This is a genomic window from Halopiger xanaduensis SH-6, assembly GCF_000217715.1.
Lineage (GTDB): Archaea > Halobacteriota > Halobacteria > Halobacteriales > Natrialbaceae > Halopiger > Halopiger xanaduensis.
Genome location: NC_015666.1, coordinates 520,597 through 535,787 on the forward strand (window position 1 = coordinate 520,597; position 15,191 = coordinate 535,787).

General features: G+C 68.6%; 14 protein-coding genes. 7 read left to right on the plus strand and 7 right to left on the minus strand.

The genetic code is table 11. The features are described 5' to 3' along the window. Window positions 1–92 precede the first annotated feature (92 nt). The 4 genes from HALXA_RS02520 to serB form a co-directional block, all read right to left on the minus strand. Window positions 93–437 (minus strand): hypothetical protein, encoded by a 345-nt coding sequence (locus HALXA_RS02520; RefSeq protein ID WP_013878733.1) that lies wholly within the window; start codon window positions 435–437, stop codon window positions 93–95. 199 nt (window positions 438–636) lie between these two features. Beyond that, the gene (locus HALXA_RS02525; protein ID WP_013878734.1) at window positions 637–2,187 is read right to left on the minus strand and encodes an amidohydrolase family protein; all 1,551 of its coding nucleotides are present in this window, start codon (window positions 2,185–2,187) and stop codon (window positions 637–639) included. Between the two features lie 225 nt (window positions 2,188–2,412). Further along, a complete protein-coding gene (locus HALXA_RS02530; protein ID WP_013878735.1) occupies window positions 2,413–3,174 on the minus strand; it encodes a helix-turn-helix domain-containing protein in 762 nt (253 codons plus the stop codon). 116 nt (window positions 3,175–3,290) lie between these two features. After that, complete coding sequence (gene serB / locus HALXA_RS02535) at window positions 3,291–3,938, minus strand: phosphoserine phosphatase SerB (RefSeq protein WP_013878736.1); 648 nt, start codon at window positions 3,936–3,938, stop codon at window positions 3,291–3,293. Between the two features lie 133 nt (window positions 3,939–4,071). Here serB and HALXA_RS02540 point away from each other — a divergent pair, with 133 nt between their 5' ends. Further along, window positions 4,072–5,703, plus strand: a complete 1,632-nt coding sequence (locus HALXA_RS02540) for a sensor histidine kinase (RefSeq protein ID WP_013878737.1) — start codon at window positions 4,072–4,074, stop codon at window positions 5,701–5,703. Between the two features lie 260 nt (window positions 5,704–5,963). Then, entirely contained in the window at window positions 5,964–7,550 is a 1,587-nt protein-coding gene (gene serA / locus HALXA_RS02545) for a phosphoglycerate dehydrogenase (protein WP_013878738.1), read from the plus strand. A 98-nt stretch (window positions 7,551–7,648) separates the two neighbouring features. Here serA and HALXA_RS02550 read toward each other — a convergent pair whose 3' ends face one another. Continuing rightward, window positions 7,649–8,587 (minus strand): hypothetical protein, encoded by a 939-nt coding sequence (locus HALXA_RS02550; protein WP_013878739.1) that lies wholly within the window; start codon window positions 8,585–8,587, stop codon window positions 7,649–7,651. A 168-nt stretch (window positions 8,588–8,755) separates the two neighbouring features. Then, window positions 8,756–9,778 carry an SGNH/GDSL hydrolase family protein gene (locus HALXA_RS02555; protein ID WP_013878740.1) on the minus strand — a complete coding sequence of 341 codons (1,023 nt, stop codon included), beginning with the start codon at window positions 9,776–9,778 and terminating at the stop codon, window positions 8,756–8,758. A 147-nt stretch (window positions 9,779–9,925) separates the two neighbouring features. On the opposite strand from HALXA_RS02555, the gene hisI reads away from it, so the two are divergent. From hisI to HALXA_RS02575, 4 genes are all read left to right on the plus strand, one after another. After that, entirely contained in the window at window positions 9,926–10,306 is a 381-nt protein-coding gene (gene hisI, locus HALXA_RS02560) for a phosphoribosyl-AMP cyclohydrolase (protein ID WP_013878741.1), read from the plus strand. Window positions 10,307–10,312: 6 nt separating this feature from the next. Further along, a complete protein-coding gene (locus tag HALXA_RS02565; protein WP_013878742.1) occupies window positions 10,313–11,500 on the plus strand; it encodes a DUF7118 family protein in 1,188 nt (395 codons plus the stop codon). 90 nt (window positions 11,501–11,590) lie between these two features. Then, on the plus strand, window positions 11,591–11,992 hold the full coding sequence (locus tag HALXA_RS02570; protein WP_013878743.1) for a universal stress protein: 402 nt from the start codon (window positions 11,591–11,593) through the stop codon (window positions 11,990–11,992). A 95-nt stretch (window positions 11,993–12,087) separates the two neighbouring features. Then, complete coding sequence (locus tag HALXA_RS02575; RefSeq protein WP_013878744.1) at window positions 12,088–12,597, plus strand: HPP family protein; 510 nt, start codon at window positions 12,088–12,090, stop codon at window positions 12,595–12,597. A gap of 131 nt (window positions 12,598–12,728) precedes the next feature. Here the strand turns inward: HALXA_RS02575 and glmM are convergent, their stop codons facing one another. After that, the gene (gene glmM, locus HALXA_RS02580; protein WP_013878745.1) at window positions 12,729–14,093 is read right to left on the minus strand and encodes a phosphoglucosamine mutase; all 1,365 of its coding nucleotides are present in this window, start codon (window positions 14,091–14,093) and stop codon (window positions 12,729–12,731) included. A 167-nt stretch (window positions 14,094–14,260) separates the two neighbouring features. Between glmM and HALXA_RS02585 the strand changes: the two genes are divergently transcribed. Next, window positions 14,261–15,157 (plus strand): HVO_0234 family beta-propeller protein, encoded by an 897-nt coding sequence (locus HALXA_RS02585; protein ID WP_013878746.1) that lies wholly within the window; start codon window positions 14,261–14,263, stop codon window positions 15,155–15,157. The last annotated feature ends 34 nt before the right edge of the window (window positions 15,158–15,191 follow it).

The window sequence follows — 15,191 nt, forward strand, 5'->3', positions numbered from 1 at the left end:
AACGGTGAGTGAGAAGCGGAAGTGAGAGAGGGGAAGAGGAAGGCGAGCGCAGCGGAGGCGGAAACCGCAGACAGCGAGCGACGGGAGTCGGGTTATTCGGAGTAGTACTGTTCGGCGGCGACGGTGTGCTCGGAGCGACGGCGGTCGACCCAGCGCGAGAGATCGTGGGCGAACAGCGCGGCCGAGGTCCGGAACTGGTGGGAAGCCGGCGAGCGGAACAGGGCGATCAGCGACCACATCGTCCCCGCGGCGAACGCGCCGGCGGCGGAGAAGGTCATCTCGAGGGTGAAGAAGGTCGCCGCGTAGACGAACCCGATTCCCATCGAGGGGAGGCTCGTCCCGAGGGGGACGTTCGCGTTCGCGTTTCGGAGGGTCGGTGCGAGGAAGACGATCGAGAGGCCGCTTCCGAGCATGAAGACGAGATCTTGCCACATCATCATAATCACTTACTCGGTCACGAGTTAATAACTTGCGCGGTATTGAAATGGATCATTAGGCCTGATTGTCGCCGATTTCGGACGGTTCGGCGACCGGCCTACGGCGTCGGTGGTAGTGCCCGGCGAATAACCTGTAATTACGCCGGGGTACAGCGCTCGAATTTCGGGTAGTTCCCGATTAGGAGTCGTTGTGCTGTCCTCAGTCGCGTCCCTGGCCGCGACCGCGCCCTCGACCGCCACGCTGGGCGGGGTCCGCCAGCGTCGCGACGCCGCTCTCCTCGAGGATGCGGCGGCCGGACTCGACGAGCCGGTGGCGCCGGCGCTCGGCGGCGGGGTTGATGAGGTCGCCGTCGTACTTGACGAGATCGCCGTCGACGAGCACCGTGTCGACGTTCTCGATGCCGGACTGGAAGACGATCGTTTCGACCGGATCGTGGGCCGGCGTCGTGTTGAGGTCGTCCGTCTCGAAGAGCACGACGTCCGCCCGCTTGCCAGGGGTCAGCGAGCCGACCTGATCCTCGAGGCCGAGCGCGCGGGCGCCCTCGATGGTCGCGAACTCGAGGGCCTGCCGGGCGGTCAGCGAGAGGTCGCTGACCTGCTCGCCGGCCTCGACGGTCGGCTGGTTGTCGAGGGCGCGCTGAGTCTGCAGGGCGAACCGGGTCTGCGTGAACATGTCGCCGCTGACGTTCGAGACGATGTCGACGCCGAGCGACGGGATCGCGCCGGCGTCGAGCGTCTGGCGCAGCGCCGGCATCCCCATCCCCATCTGCATCTCGACTTCCGGCGTGATCGAGACCGAGCCGCCGGAGTCGCCGATGAGTTCGAACTCCCGCTCGGTGAGCCGGTTGGCGTGAACGTAGTTCAGGTCGTCCCCGAGCAGCCCGAGTTCCTCGAGGGTCTCGACGCCGCCGGGCCCCAGCGAGCCGATGTGCATGGACGCGGGAATCCCGAGTTCGCGCGCGAGTTCGATGTCCCGCGCGACGACCTCGTCGGTCGAGTAGTCGGGACCGCGGATCCCCATCGCCAGCGTCAGCAGGCCGTCGTTGGCGGGGAACCGTTCCCGGTGGAGCCGACGAATGTCGTCTGGGTGGGTCTCGGTGCTCTCCTCCCACCACGTCGCGCTGTCGTCGCCCGGCGGGCCGTGCGCGAAGACGGCGCGCACGCCGGCGTCCTCGAGGCCGTCGATCGCCCGGTCGGTGTGCTCGGGCGAGTTGGCGATGTGGAACCAGTCGAGGATCGTCGTCGCGCCGGCGTTGAGCTGCTCGAGCGCGCCGAAGAGGTTGCCCAGATAGGCGTCCTCGGGCTCGTAGTGGCTGCTGATCTCCCCGAGCATCGTCTCGAGGTACTCCATGAACGACCAGTCGCCGGCGATGCCGCGGACGCCGGCCTGCCACGTGTGCAGGTGAGCGTTAACGAATCCGGGGGCGACGATGGCGTCGCCGGCGTCGATCGTCGCTGCACCGGGCGCGTCGATGTTGCTGTCGATGCGCTCGATCCGTCCGTCTTCGACGAGCAGATCGGCGCTCTCGAGGATTCCGAGGTCGGGGTCGACCGTCACGATCGTCCCGTTCGTAACCAGCAGGCGGTCACCCGCGCTGTTCCCGCGGGCGTTGCCCTTCCCGCTCTTTTCGCCTCCATCAGCGCTGCCGACGGACGCAAACGACAGGCCCGCCAGCGCGCCGGCACCGAGGCCGAGGTAGTTGCGTCGCGAGACGCCGGAGTCGTCCGTCGATCGGTCGTCAGTTGGCATGACTGGACTCGAGTTACCGTACCGGCTGCATCGGAATGGAAATTGGTTCGGCACATTCCAACTCGTTCCGGATAGCTATCACGTTCGGTAACTCTCGGCGGTAGCGTCACTCATCGGTCGGTTTCTCGGCCTCGAGGAGTGCTGGGGAGTGGCAGGAATAGCAGTTGGAAACGAACGGTCAGTTGTGATAGTGGGACCGTGCTTGAGACCCGTAGCCGTCGGTCGTCAGTCGTCGCTCGGCGTCGTCATCGCCTGCACCACGGGATCGCCGGTGTCGGTCGAAACGAAGGTCTCGGCGAGCCACGCCTCGGCGCGCGTCAGTCGGTACTGCAGCGTCGAGGTCGGAACGTCCTCGGCCTCGGCGATCTCCTGGATCGACATTCGGCGCGGCGTCTCGTAGTAGCCGTACTCGACTGCCAACTCGAGCGCCTCGCGCTGTTTGTAGGGGAGTTCGGCGCCCCCGGCGTGCTCGTCGGGCCACTCCGTCTCACCGGTAACGCGCTCGAACTCGAGGGAGAGGCCGTCCCGGAGGTTCGCGCTGAGTTCCTCGTAGACGGGACGGATCGCGACGTCGTCTTCGGCGAGGATACGCCACTTGTACTCGTGACCGTGCTGTTCGGCGCGACAGAGCGCGCCGTCGCCGAGGTGTTTCGCGGCGAGGTACGGAACGGAGCGACAGCCCGCGCCCTCCGACTGGCGCGAGTAGATGAGCCGCCGCGTCGGGCGTTCGGCGAGAGTCTCGTAGCGCCAGTCGATTTGACAGCCGCCCATCCCGCGCAGGCTGGAACACCGCGAGAGGTCCTCGAGGCGGTCGTCGTAGACCGCCAGCGCCTCCGTCGGGCCGGTCACCTCGTCCAGCCGCCACATCGTGTCCGCGGTCGCGTGACAGGAGATCGTCCGCGCGTACAGCCCGGGGTTGTCGACGAAGACGTCCATCAGGTGGTCCGCACCCCGCTCGTAGGTGATCGTGAAGGCGAACTCGCGCATAGGAGAGTCATCGGCGAGCGCCCCAATGAACGCACCGTTGGCATATCTCAACGCCAGTTAGAATTCGAGAGAGAAGAAAACGCGGAGAGCAGAAGCGGTCGGTTCGGACGACGGACTCAGCCCTCGAGCACGCCGTCGGAAACGAGTTCCTCGCGGGCGTCGGCCATCGAGGTGACGACGACGTCGCAGTGGGGTTCGACCGCCGGCTTCGGGTCGAAACCGATCGCCAGTCCCGCGACCTTCAGCATCGGCAGGTCGTTCGCGCCGTCGCCGACCGCGACGGTGTCGTCGAGGTCGACGCCGACGTCGTCGGCCAGATCCTCGAGGGCGTCGTCCTTCGTGCCCTCGATCAGCGGCCCCTCGACCGCGCCGGTCAATTCGGTACCGTCGGCGTTCATCGGCAGGCGGTTCGAGACGATGTGGTCGACCGAGACGCCCTCGCGCTCTAAGGCGGCCGCGACGCCCCGTTCGAAGCCGCCGGTCAGGATGGCGGTGGTGACGCCGGCTTCGTTCAGTTCGGCGATCAGGTCGGCCGCACCCTCGCGCAGGACGACCTCGTCGAAGGCGGCTTCAGCCTCCTCGGCGGCGAGGCCCTCGAGCAGGGCCGCGCGCTCGCGGAGGCTCTCGGCGTAGCCGATCTCGTCGTTCATCGCGCGTTCGGTGATCTCGGCCATGTCCTCGGCGACCCCGCAGCGCTGCCCGAGCAGGACCGTCATCTCGGAGTCCGAAAGCGTTCCGTCGAAGTCGAAAGCGACGACTGTCATCGACCGCCGATTGTGCGGCCCCGAATAAACCAGTTCAGGTTTCCCGCTCGCGCCTCCTCGAGACGGCGAGGATCGCGTCGGGTACGAGGGGGACGGCTCGAACCGACGGGGGTCGACGCGAAGCCACAAGTATATGACTGCCGTAGGGAGTATTTCTCGCGTGACCGACGACGGGGCGCCGCCATCTGCAGAGCCGCCAGCAGCCGACAGACTTGCACCGCCGCGCTCGCCGTTCGACGAGGGCGACTTCTTCCGACAGCTCGTGGCGAACACCTCCGAGGGACTGCTCACCATCGACGAACACAGCCGGATCCTCTTCGCGAATCCGGCCATTGAGGAGATCCTCGGCTACGAGCCCGCCGAACTCGTCGGCGAGTCGAAGATGGTGCTCATCCCCGAACGGCTCCGGCCGGCCCACGCCGCCGGCCTCGAGAAGTACCTCCGGACGGGCGAGAAACACATCGACTGGGACGGGATCGAACTCCCGGCGCTGCACAAGGACGGCCACGAGGTGCCGGTACTGGTGAGCCTCCGCGAGCACAGCTACAAAGGACAGCGGATCTTCACCGGCCTCTTCCGGGACATCTCCGACCGGAAGGAGCGCCGACGTCGCTTCGAGGCGGTTTTTAACAACACGTACCAGCTAACCGGCCTCCTCGAGCCCGACGGAACGCTCCTCGAGGTCAACCGGACGGCCCTGGAGTTCGCCGGCGTCGAGCGCGACGACGTCGTCGGGAAGCCGCTGTGGGAAGCCCCCTGTTTCGCCGCGAACGAGGAGGGACGGACGGTCTCGCGGACGGGCGTCGACCGGGCCAGCGACGGCGAGTTCTTCCGGGACGAACTCCGCGTTCAGGGAGCAAACCGAACCGCCGTCATCGACTTCTCGATCCGGCCGATCGACCGCGACGGGGGCAAGCCGCAACTGCTCGTCGTCGAAGGCCGAGACGTGACCGCCCTCAAGCGGCGCGAACGACACTTGCAGGTCCTCCACCGCCTGCTCCGGCACAACCTGCGCAACGACCTCAACGCGATCCACGGCTTCGCGGAGTTGCTGCTGGAGGAACTCGAGTGCGAGTTCGAATCCGGGGGCGCAGGCGGGGCTGCGGACACAGCCTCACTACCCGCTGATCGTGCCGACGACCTGTGCGCGTACGCCGCTGAGATCGCGGCGACCGCAACCGAACTGATCGAGACGAACGAGACCGCGAAGGAACTGGCCGGCGCGACCCTCGGCGGCGAGCGACCGCGCGAGCCCGTCGTCCTCGAGACGGTCCTCGCCGAGGTCGTCGCCGACCTTCGCGATCAGTACCCCGAGAGCGCGATCGCGGTGACCGACCGCACCGACTCGGGACCGACGGTCGCGGCCGCCGACTCGCGGCTTCGAACCGTCCTCGAGGAGGTGATCGACAACGCCGTCCGCCACACCGACGAGCGGCGGCCGAAAATCGAGGTCGACGTGGTCGCCACCGAGACCGACGTTGCGATCCGCGTCACCGACGACGGTCCCGGCATCCCGGAACCCGAGCGCACGGGAATCTTCAACGACGAGCCGATCACGCAACTCGACCACGGAAACGGACTGGGGCTGTGGCTCGTCGGACTGGTGCTCGAGGAGTACGGCGGGGACCTCGAGTACGAGTCGACCGCCGACGGAACCGGCGGCGGCAGTTGCGTGACGGTCCGCGTCCCGCGAGCGCCGGACGAGAGGGACGATCGAGTCGATGGCGACGCTGACGCGGGCGACGAACGGCAGGAGCAGAACTGAACTGTCCGACTGGAAACCGCACGTTGCGTTTATCTCGAAATACTGACTGGAACCCGATTCGACGGCGGCGCCGATAGCTGACCGCCCGCTCGTGAATCGACGGGGCGCTCAAAATCCAGCGGCTCGCGGGCAGGGACGCGAGGTAGTGCCCGTTCGGAATTGTAACTCGGATCCGCATCAATACTGTCCGCGGCGAGGTAGTTTTTGCCAAGTGCGGACACAACGGAAGGGTTTACCTGCTCGACCTGATTGTCTCGCGCATGAAGGTTCTGGTCACGGACCCCATCGACGACGCGGGTCTGGACGCACTCCGAGACGCCGGCCACGAGGTCGAAACGGGCTACGAACTCGAGGGCGAGGACCTCCTCGAGGCGGTATCCGACGCGCACGGGCTGATCGTCCGCTCGGGTACCGAGGTCACCGAGGAGGTCTTCGAGGCCGCCGGCGAGTTAGTGATCGTCGGCCGCGCCGGCATCGGCGTCGACAACATCGACATCGACGCCGCGACCGACCACGGGGTCATCGTCGCCAACGCCCCCGAAGGCAACGTCCGCGCCGCCGCGGAGCACACCGTCGCGATGGCCTTCGCGACCGCCCGATCGATCCCGCAGGCCCACATCCGCCTCAAGGACGGCGAGTGGGCCAAAAGCGACTACCTCGGCGCCGAACTCAACGGCAAGACCCTGGGCGTCGTCGGCCTCGGCCGCGTCGGCCAGGAGGTCGCCAAGAAGCTCGACTCGCTGGGCATGGACATCGTCGCCTACGACCCCTACATCAGCGAGGAGCGCGCCCAGCGCATCGGCGCCGAGCTCGTCGACCTCGAGGAGAGCCTGAAACAGGCCGACTTCCTGACCGTCCACACCCCGCTCACGCCCGAAACTGAGGGCCTGATCAGCGAGGAGGAACTCGACATGCTCGGCGACGGCTACCTCATCAACTGCGCCCGCGGCGGCGTCGTCGACGAGGACGCCCTCGCGGCGAAGGTCGAGGACGGGACCCTCGCAGGCGCCGCGCTCGACGTCTTCGCCGAGGAACCGCTCCCCGACGACTCGCCGCTGCTCGAGCACGACGAGATCATCGTCACGCCCCACCTCGGCGCCTCGACCGAGGCGGCCCAGGAGAACGTCGCGACCTCGACGGCCGAGCAGGTCAACGCCGCACTGATCGGCGAGCCCGTCGCGAACGCGCTGAACGCGCCCTCGATCGACGAGAGCGCCTTCCCGCGCGTCGAACCGTACATCGACATCGCCGAGACGGCCGGCAAGGTCGCCGCCCAGCTGCTCAACGGCCGTATCGAGAACGTCGAAGTCACCTACGAGGGCGACATCGCCGACGAGGACGTCGAGTTCGTCACCGCCTCCGCCCTGAAGGGCGTCTTCGAGCCCCTCGAGTGGCAGGTCAACGCCGTCAACGCGCCACAGATCGCGGAGGATCGCGGCGTCGACGTCACCGAGTCCAAGACCCGCCAGGCCGAGGACTTCCAGAGCCTGATCTCGGTGACGGCGGGCAACGACGACGATTCGGTGACCGTCGAAGGAACGCTCTTCGAGGGCGTCGATCCGCGCATCGTCCGCGTCGACGGCTACCGCGTCGACGCCATCCCGCACGGCAAGATGGTCGTCACGCGCAACACCGACGAACCCGGCGTCATCGGCCTCATCGGCTCGGTCATGGGGAAACACGGCGTCAACATCGCCGGCATGTTCAACGCCCGCGAAGCCCACGGCGGCGAGGCGCTGACCGTCTACAACGTCGACAGCGAAGTCCCCGACGAGGCGAAGGCCGAACTCAACGAGGACGACCGGATCATCGGCGTCGACTACATCACGCTGAACGGCCAGTCCTGATCGCTACCGGAGCGATCGTATCGCGGTGAAATTTTTTCGTGGCGCGTTTTCGGAGCGTCTCGAGTCGAGCCGACGTCTCGTCTCGGCCGCCCTCCGGTTCACTCGGCAGCGTCGCTCTCGTTGCCGTCCGTCGTCTCGTCCGCATACACCGACTCGAGGTCCGGCGGCGCGCCGACGACCCGCGCGATCCGCCCGTCGATTTCGGACGATTCGACGCCGTCGGAGACGTTCTCGAGTTCCGCCAGCACGTCTTCGGTCAGCGCGCTCTCGTCTTCGAAGAGGAACGCCCACGTCATCGTCTCCGCGTCCGGCGACTCGCCCGAGACGCCCCAGAGGTAGATTTCCTCGACGGTGACGTCCTCGTCCGCGGGGCTGTCGTACTGCCCGGAGATCGTGTTCTCGTGGGGGAGTTCCTCGAAGAGTCGCCGGAACTCGGGATCGATCTCCGTCAGGCGCTCGCCGTCGCCGTAACGGGCGTCGATCCGCTGTTCGTAGTCCGCGCCGACGACGAGGGCGTCGCCGCCGACGGCGATGGGCGGGCCGCCGCCGTCGTGCTCGACGACGCCGTACCCCCTGTAACCGCCGGTCACCGTGAACGCGTCGGCGGCGGCGGCGTTCTCGACGACGGTCTCCGCGTCGAACGAGCCCATGAAGACCTGGCTGAACGACTGGAACAGGTGGGCGTCGACGGTCGCGGGCGACACCTCGAGGAACGACGGCATGTTGGACCCGAAGTCGTCGGGGATCGTGCGGGTGTAATCGAACCGGCAGTTGCCGTCGGTGACCAGCTCGCTGTCCACCAGCCAGGCGCGGAGCGCCGGCACGTCCAGCGCCGGCGGCGTCTCGTCGCCGACCGCGTCCGCGGGATTGTCGATTCCGCCGGACGATTCGTTACCGGCGTCGACCTCGACGTCGGTCCCGTTCTCGGTCCCGTTTCCTTCGTCCGCCGTCTCATCGCTGTTCATACAGCCGGCGAGTCCGGCCGCCGCGAGTGCGACGACGCCGCGCCGTGTCAGTTCGGTCCGCGAGTCGCTCATACGTGACGGGACCACGACGGCACTGATAACGGCTGGCGACTGTCTCGCTGCGTGAGAGGTAATCGAATCGAGACCGTACCGACCGAAATACTGTTCAAATTCGATTACTATCGGAGGAGCCGTGCAAACGCGGTTTCGCAGGAACCGCTACGGAATCGGATCGCTCCGTCACTCGAGTCGCGACTCGAGGTGAGCGGCCAGCCCCTCGCCGATCGCTTCCATGCCGGTATCGCCCGGGTGGAGCAGATCCGCGGCCAGGCCGGTGAGTTCCATCAGCTCGGCGCCCTCGACGAGCGAGAGGGTGTCGTGCGATGAGTCGGCGACGACCTCGCGCAGCGCGGCGCGGAAGTCGGCGGCCCGCTGCGCGTCGCCGCCCTCGATGACGTCCGCGAAATAGGGGAACAGCGTCACGCACGCGATCGGTTTCTCGGGGTGGGCCGCCGCGATCCGGTTCACGAAGTAGTCGGCTCGCTCGCGGAACTGCTCGACGGTGAATCCCCGGTTCGCCATGTTGACCGACAGCGCGAGCGTCGCGACGTCCCAGTCGTCGCGGCTCGCGAGGTAGTCCGCCATCGCGGGTTCGCAGTACGCGGAGCCGGAACAGCCGAAATTGAGGACGTCGGCGTCGATTCCGCGGGCGACGTGGCTGACGTAGTTCAGGTGCGGCGCCGAGGACGCGGCCCCCTCGGTGATCGAGGTGCCGTACGCGAGGTACCGCCGCTCGGGGAGTTCGTCGGCCGTCGGCGGCCGGCAGTCCCCGCTGACCCCGTGCAGTGCGACCGAGGGAGCACGCTCGAAGCGAAGGCGGCAGACGCGCGGGTCGAACCGCCCGGCGTCGGCGCCGGCATCGGCCTCGAGTCGCGCGAGTCGCTCGGGCACGCTGAACGCGTGCGTCTCCGGTTCGGGACCGATCTCGAACGGTTCCCAGGGCCGGAACTCGCCCCAGAACGGCCACACGCGCGTGCGGTCGGCCGCCGAGAGCGTGATCTCGATCTCGACGTCGTCGCCGTCGGGCACGAACCGGAGTTCGCTGTTCGTCGGTCCGCGAACCCGCTCGCGGGCGCTCACGTTCAACTTCGCCCCCACCGAAGCGGGAACGCGACAGAGCTGATCGCCGTCCGCGGTCCACTCGGGAGCGGCGAGTTCGGCGACGTTGTGCAGCGAGACGGAGGGATAGTGGTCTCCGATCATCAATTATGAGAGGGGTTGAAAGGGGACCACATGATTCTACTGGTTCCGGGAGCCCTCGCAGCCCCCTCGAGCGGCGGGGCCGTCGTCGGTTCCGGCGCGACCGGAACCAGCAAAAGACCTATCGCTCCGACGAACATCCACACGGACATGGACGACGCCGTTGCGGTCGATTTCGGCGAGGACGGACTCGTCCCCGCCGTCGCACAGGACGCCGACACCGGCGAGGTACTCATGCTCGCGTACGTCTCGCCGGAGGCCTTGGAGCGGACCCGCGAAACCGGCCGGGCGCACTACTACTCCCGCAGTCGAGACGAGTTGTGGGAGAAGGGCGCGACGAGCGGCCACGTGCAGGACGTCGAGGAGATCCGGGTCGACTGCGACGCCGATACGATCCTCTATCTCGTCGACCAGGAGGGCGGCGCGTGCCACACCGGCCACCGATCGTGTTTCTACCGGACGATCGAGGGCGAGAACGTCGGGGAGCGGGTATTCGACCCCGAGGCGGTCTACGACGACGACCACGAGTAACGGATGATGAGCGACCGCGACGGGTCTCACCGCACCGGCGACGGCGTCGGTGCCGGTGAGCCGACGACCGACGCGACGCCGCTCGAGGAACTCGAGGCGGCCCGCGAGCGCTTCGATCGCGTCCAGCAGCGCATCGAGGACCGCGGCGCGGACACCGTCGAGACCGCCGCCGACGCCTACCGCTCGGCGACGAAACTCCTCGAGGACTACGTCGATCGCGCGACGGGGACCGGTCGGGAGAACTTCAAGGCCTACGTCGAACTCGAGGGGCAGTTCGCCACGCTCGTCGAGAACCTGCCCGACGACCTCGAGCGCCGCGACGCCTTCGAGGACGCGCTGGACGCGATCGACAAGCGCCGGCTCAGCGAGTCCGACTTCGAGCGCGCCCGCGACGCACTCGAGCCGGCCGCAGCGTTCGCCGACCTGCTGGACGAACGCGAGGCGGCCCGGGAGGACCTCGCGGCGGCGCGCAAAGATGCCGCCAAGCGCCGCCGCGAAATCGACGACGAGATCGCGTCAAAGGAGCGGCTGCTCGAGTTGGGCGACGCCGACCTCGACGCGCCGGTCGAGCGACTCCGAGAGCCGATCGAGACCTACAACGAGGCGGTGCGCGAGGCGTTCGCGCAGTACCGTCAGGAAGCGTCGGTCCGCGAGGTGTTCGCCCTGCTCGAGCGCAGCCGGCTGTACCCCTTCGTCGGGTACGACCAGCCGCCCGAGGACCTTCGAGAGTACGTCGACACCAGCGCCGACGGCGAGTACGCGATCCCCGAACTGCTCGAGTACGCCGATTACTCGCGGTCGAAACTCGAGCACTACGTCGCGGACGCCGATCGACTAAAACGGCGGGTCGCGACCCAGCGGACCTTCCTCGACGGCATCGACGCCGAGCCGTTGACGGTCGACTGGCCGCCGGGGCCGGCGGGCGTCCTCCGCCGCCGCACCCGGGAGTACCGGCCGTTCGTCGAGCGCGTCGGCGGCGAGGACGCGGTCGCCGCCCTCCGGGACGTTCGGGCGTTGCTGAACGACCCCGATATCGACTACGAGCGGCTCCAGACGGCCGCGCAGGCGGTCGCGCAACTGACGCCCGAGCAACGCGAGCGACTGGCCGACGGCCGCGTCGCGGCCGAACTCGAGGCCCTGCGCGAGGAGAAACGGGCTCTCGAGGCGGCGCTCGAGGTCGACGATCCGGTGTAGCCGCCCGCTTCGATTGACAGACGCACTGCACGCTTTTCCCGCCGCAGCCCCTGCCCCGAGCCCTTTCCCGCTCGCGCTCGAAGGACGACTATGACCCGGCACTTGCTCGTCCCGATGGACGACTCCGAGACCGCTCGCGGGGCCCTCGAGCACGCGCTCTCGATCCACCCGGACGACGAGATCACGGTGATTCACGTGATCGACGACCTCGAGGCAGGGTACGCCGGCGGACCGGCGGGCGGGGCCGACGAGGTCGAGCCCGATTTCTTCGCGGCCGTGCAGGCGATGGCCGACGAGTACGGACGGTCCGTCGATACGACCGTCGTGGAGGGGACCTCGGCGGACGCGATCCTCGAGTACGCCCGCGACGAGGACGTGGACCAGATCGTCATGGGTAGCGAAGGGCGATCCGGCGTCTCCCGGATGCTGCTGGGCAGCGTCGCGGAGACCGTGACGCGGAAATCGCGGATTCCGGTGACGATCGTCCCGTAACGGTCGCCCAAAGTTCGGATACCGTTCGATCCGTTCGCGGCGGACAATGACGATGGAAACGCCGAGGTTTTCACGCCGAGCGACGAGGGACCGGTATGGACGACCGGACGGGGACGACGCTCCACACCGGCCTGCTGATCTCCACGACGGCCGCGCTGGCGTGGCTCACCGGCCTGCCGATGCTGTTCCCGAGCCTCGGCCCGTCCGCGTTCGTACTCGCGCTCTTTCAGGACAGCGAGGCCGCCTCGCCTCGACGGGTGATCGGCGGCCACGCGATCGGGGCCGCCGCCGGACTGCTCGCCTACCACCTGCTCGGCGGTGGCGTCTCGATGACGACGGCGACCGATCCCGGCTCGATCGCGGGGTTGCGCCTCGCCGCCAGCGGCGTCCTCGCGACCACCCTGACCGCCGGCGGCATGCTCGCGACCGACACCCGCCACCCGCCCGCGTGCGCGACGACGCTGATCGTCTCGCTCGGCCTGCTCTCGCGGCCGCTCGAGGGCGCGCTGATCGTCTGTACGGTCGTCGTGCTCGTAATCGCACATCGACTCCTGCTCGCGACCGAGCGGGTCGGCGCGCGGTACGGGAGCGAGTTGCGGTCCTGACGAGCCCGCTATTTGCCGTCGCGCGAGGGACGCTCCGCTACGCCTCGAGAGCGCAAAGAACGCGTCGACGGCGGCGGGCGCTCCGGTCGGTCGGGTGAGAGTCGCAATCGAAATCCGAAGTAGAATCGGGATCAGGCGTCGGCTTTCGCCTCGGCGAGCGTCTCGTACATCTCGTCGGCCAGGTCGGTCGCGCGGTCGTCGTCGCGGGCTTCGGCGTAGATGCGGACGAGCGGCTCCGTGCCGGAGGGGCGGGCCAGCACCCACGCGTCGCCGTAATCCAGGCGGTAGCCGTCGCGGGTGTTGAGTTCCGCGTCGGCGGCGTGGGCGTGGTTCGCGGCCGCGTCCAGCATGGCGTCGCGCTCCGCGGTCGACTCGTACTCGATGTTGCGCCGCACGTTGGCGTAGCCGCCGTAGGGTCCGACGATCTCGCTGACCGGACGCTCCGCGACGAGTTCGAGGAACCGCGCGGCGGTGAACGCACCGTCGCGCGTGAGGCGGAATCCGGGGAAGAAGATCCCGCCGTTGCCCTCGCCCGCGATCGGCACTCGCTTGCCCTTGTCCTCGAGTTCGCGGATGCGGGTGATGATGTTCGTCGAGCCGATCGGCGTCAGCTCGAGGTCGGCGCCGACCTCGGTGACGACGTCGACGAGCCGTTGGGAGACGTTCACTGCGGAGACCGTCGTGTCGCCGTCCTCGAGTTCCGCGGCCGCGAGCGCGGCGAGGGTGGCGTCGCCCTCGACGTACTCGCCGTGTTCGTCGAAGAAGATCGCGCGGTCGGCGTCGCCGTCGTGGGCGATGCCGACGTCGGCGTCGGTCGCTCGGACGAGGCGCCCGAGGTCCTCGAGGTTGTCCGGGACGGGTTCGGGATCGCGGCCGGGGAAGTGGCCGTCGGGCTGGCCGTTGACGGTGACGACGCGACAGCCCAGTTCGCGGAAGAACTCGGGGCTGGTGAGCGCGCCGGCGCCGTGGCCGGGATCGAGCGCGACGGTGAGGTCGGCGTCGGCGATCCGGTCGCGGTCGGCCGCCGCGAGCAGTTCGTCGACGTAGTCCCGCGTGACGCCGTCGACCTCGCGGACGCGGCCCGTCTCGTCCCACGGGGCGACCGCGAACGACTCCGTCAGCAGGGTCTCCTCGATCGTCTCGAGGTCCGAGACCGAGAGTTCGATACCGTCGGGGCCGACGAGTTTGACGCCGTTGTACTGGGGCGGGTTGTGCGAGGCGGTGATGACGACGATCGGAACGCCCTCGCGTTCGGCGTAGGACTGTGCACCCGGCGTGGGAACGACGCCGAGCCGGTCGACGTCGGTGCCCGTGCTGGCGAGGCCGCTGGCCGCCGCATCGGCTAACATTCGCCCGGTGTATCGCGTATCGCGGGCGATCCCCACCCGGTCGGCCCCCCACGCCGTTCCGGCTGCTTTCGCGACGCGCAGGACGAACGCGGGCGTCAGTTCCTCGTTCGCGACGCCGCGCGTCCCGCTGGATCCGAACACTTCCATCAGGCGCTAGTCTTACCGGCCCCCTCAAAGGAATTCCGGAGCGCCACAGCGTGCGCAGCGCGTCACCACGCACCGCGATCGGCCTCGAGTCGATCGGGACGCGGCGACGACAACGGGGCGGACGGCGCAGACGGAACGCTTTCGGGCGCCGCCGCCTACGTATCCGTATGGATTCGATCGAGGAGAAGCGGGTCTACGGCGACCGCGAGGGCGCGCTCGAGGCGTACGTCACCGGGTCGATGGGCGTCGTTCGCGTGCGCGTCGCCGGCGACGCCGTCGGCGAATTCAGCCTCTGCGAGCGCGGCGATGCCCGGGACGTCGCGACGACGGCGGACGGCGACGCGGTCGCGATCGCGACAGAGACCGACGTGCGCGTCGCCTCGCTCCGGTGGCCCTCGGAGAGCGACAAACGCGAAGACGCCGGTCTCGTCTTCGAGGAAACCGGCTTCGGCGAGGCGGTTGCCGTCGGCTACGACGGGGCGGACCTCGTCGCCGCGGGTCCCGAGGGGAACGTCGCCCGCTGGCACCCCGAGCGCGACGGCGGCGACTGGGAGACGCTCGAGGACGAGACCGTCGCGACGGTTCGGGCGATCGACGGCGACCTGATCGGCACCGACAGCGGCGTTTACCGGGTACACGACGGCGGGCTCGATCACGTCGGGCTGACCGACGTCCGCGATGTCTCCGCGACGGGCGTCCCACTGGCGGCGACCGCCGAGGGGCTGTACAAACTCGGCAACGGCTGGATGGAACTCGCGGGCGGCCCGTTCACCGCGGTCGCCGCGGACCCGCGGACGGAACCGGGCCGACTGACGCGAGCGACCGCCGTGTCCGCGGCCGGCTCGGTGCACGCGCTCGTGGACGACGAGTGGACCGAACGCGAGGGACCCGACGAGTCGATCGTCGCCGTCGGCTACGGCGAGGCGGTCTACGCCGTCACGGACCGCGGCTCGTTTTTGGCGCTCGACGAGAGCAACGACAACGGACCGTCGGCCTGGCGCACCCACCCCATCGGCGTGACCGACGTGACCGGACTCGCCGTCGGCGCGCCCGTCCTCGAGTGATCGGCACCCGTCAGCCGAGCGTCTGACGGGAAGT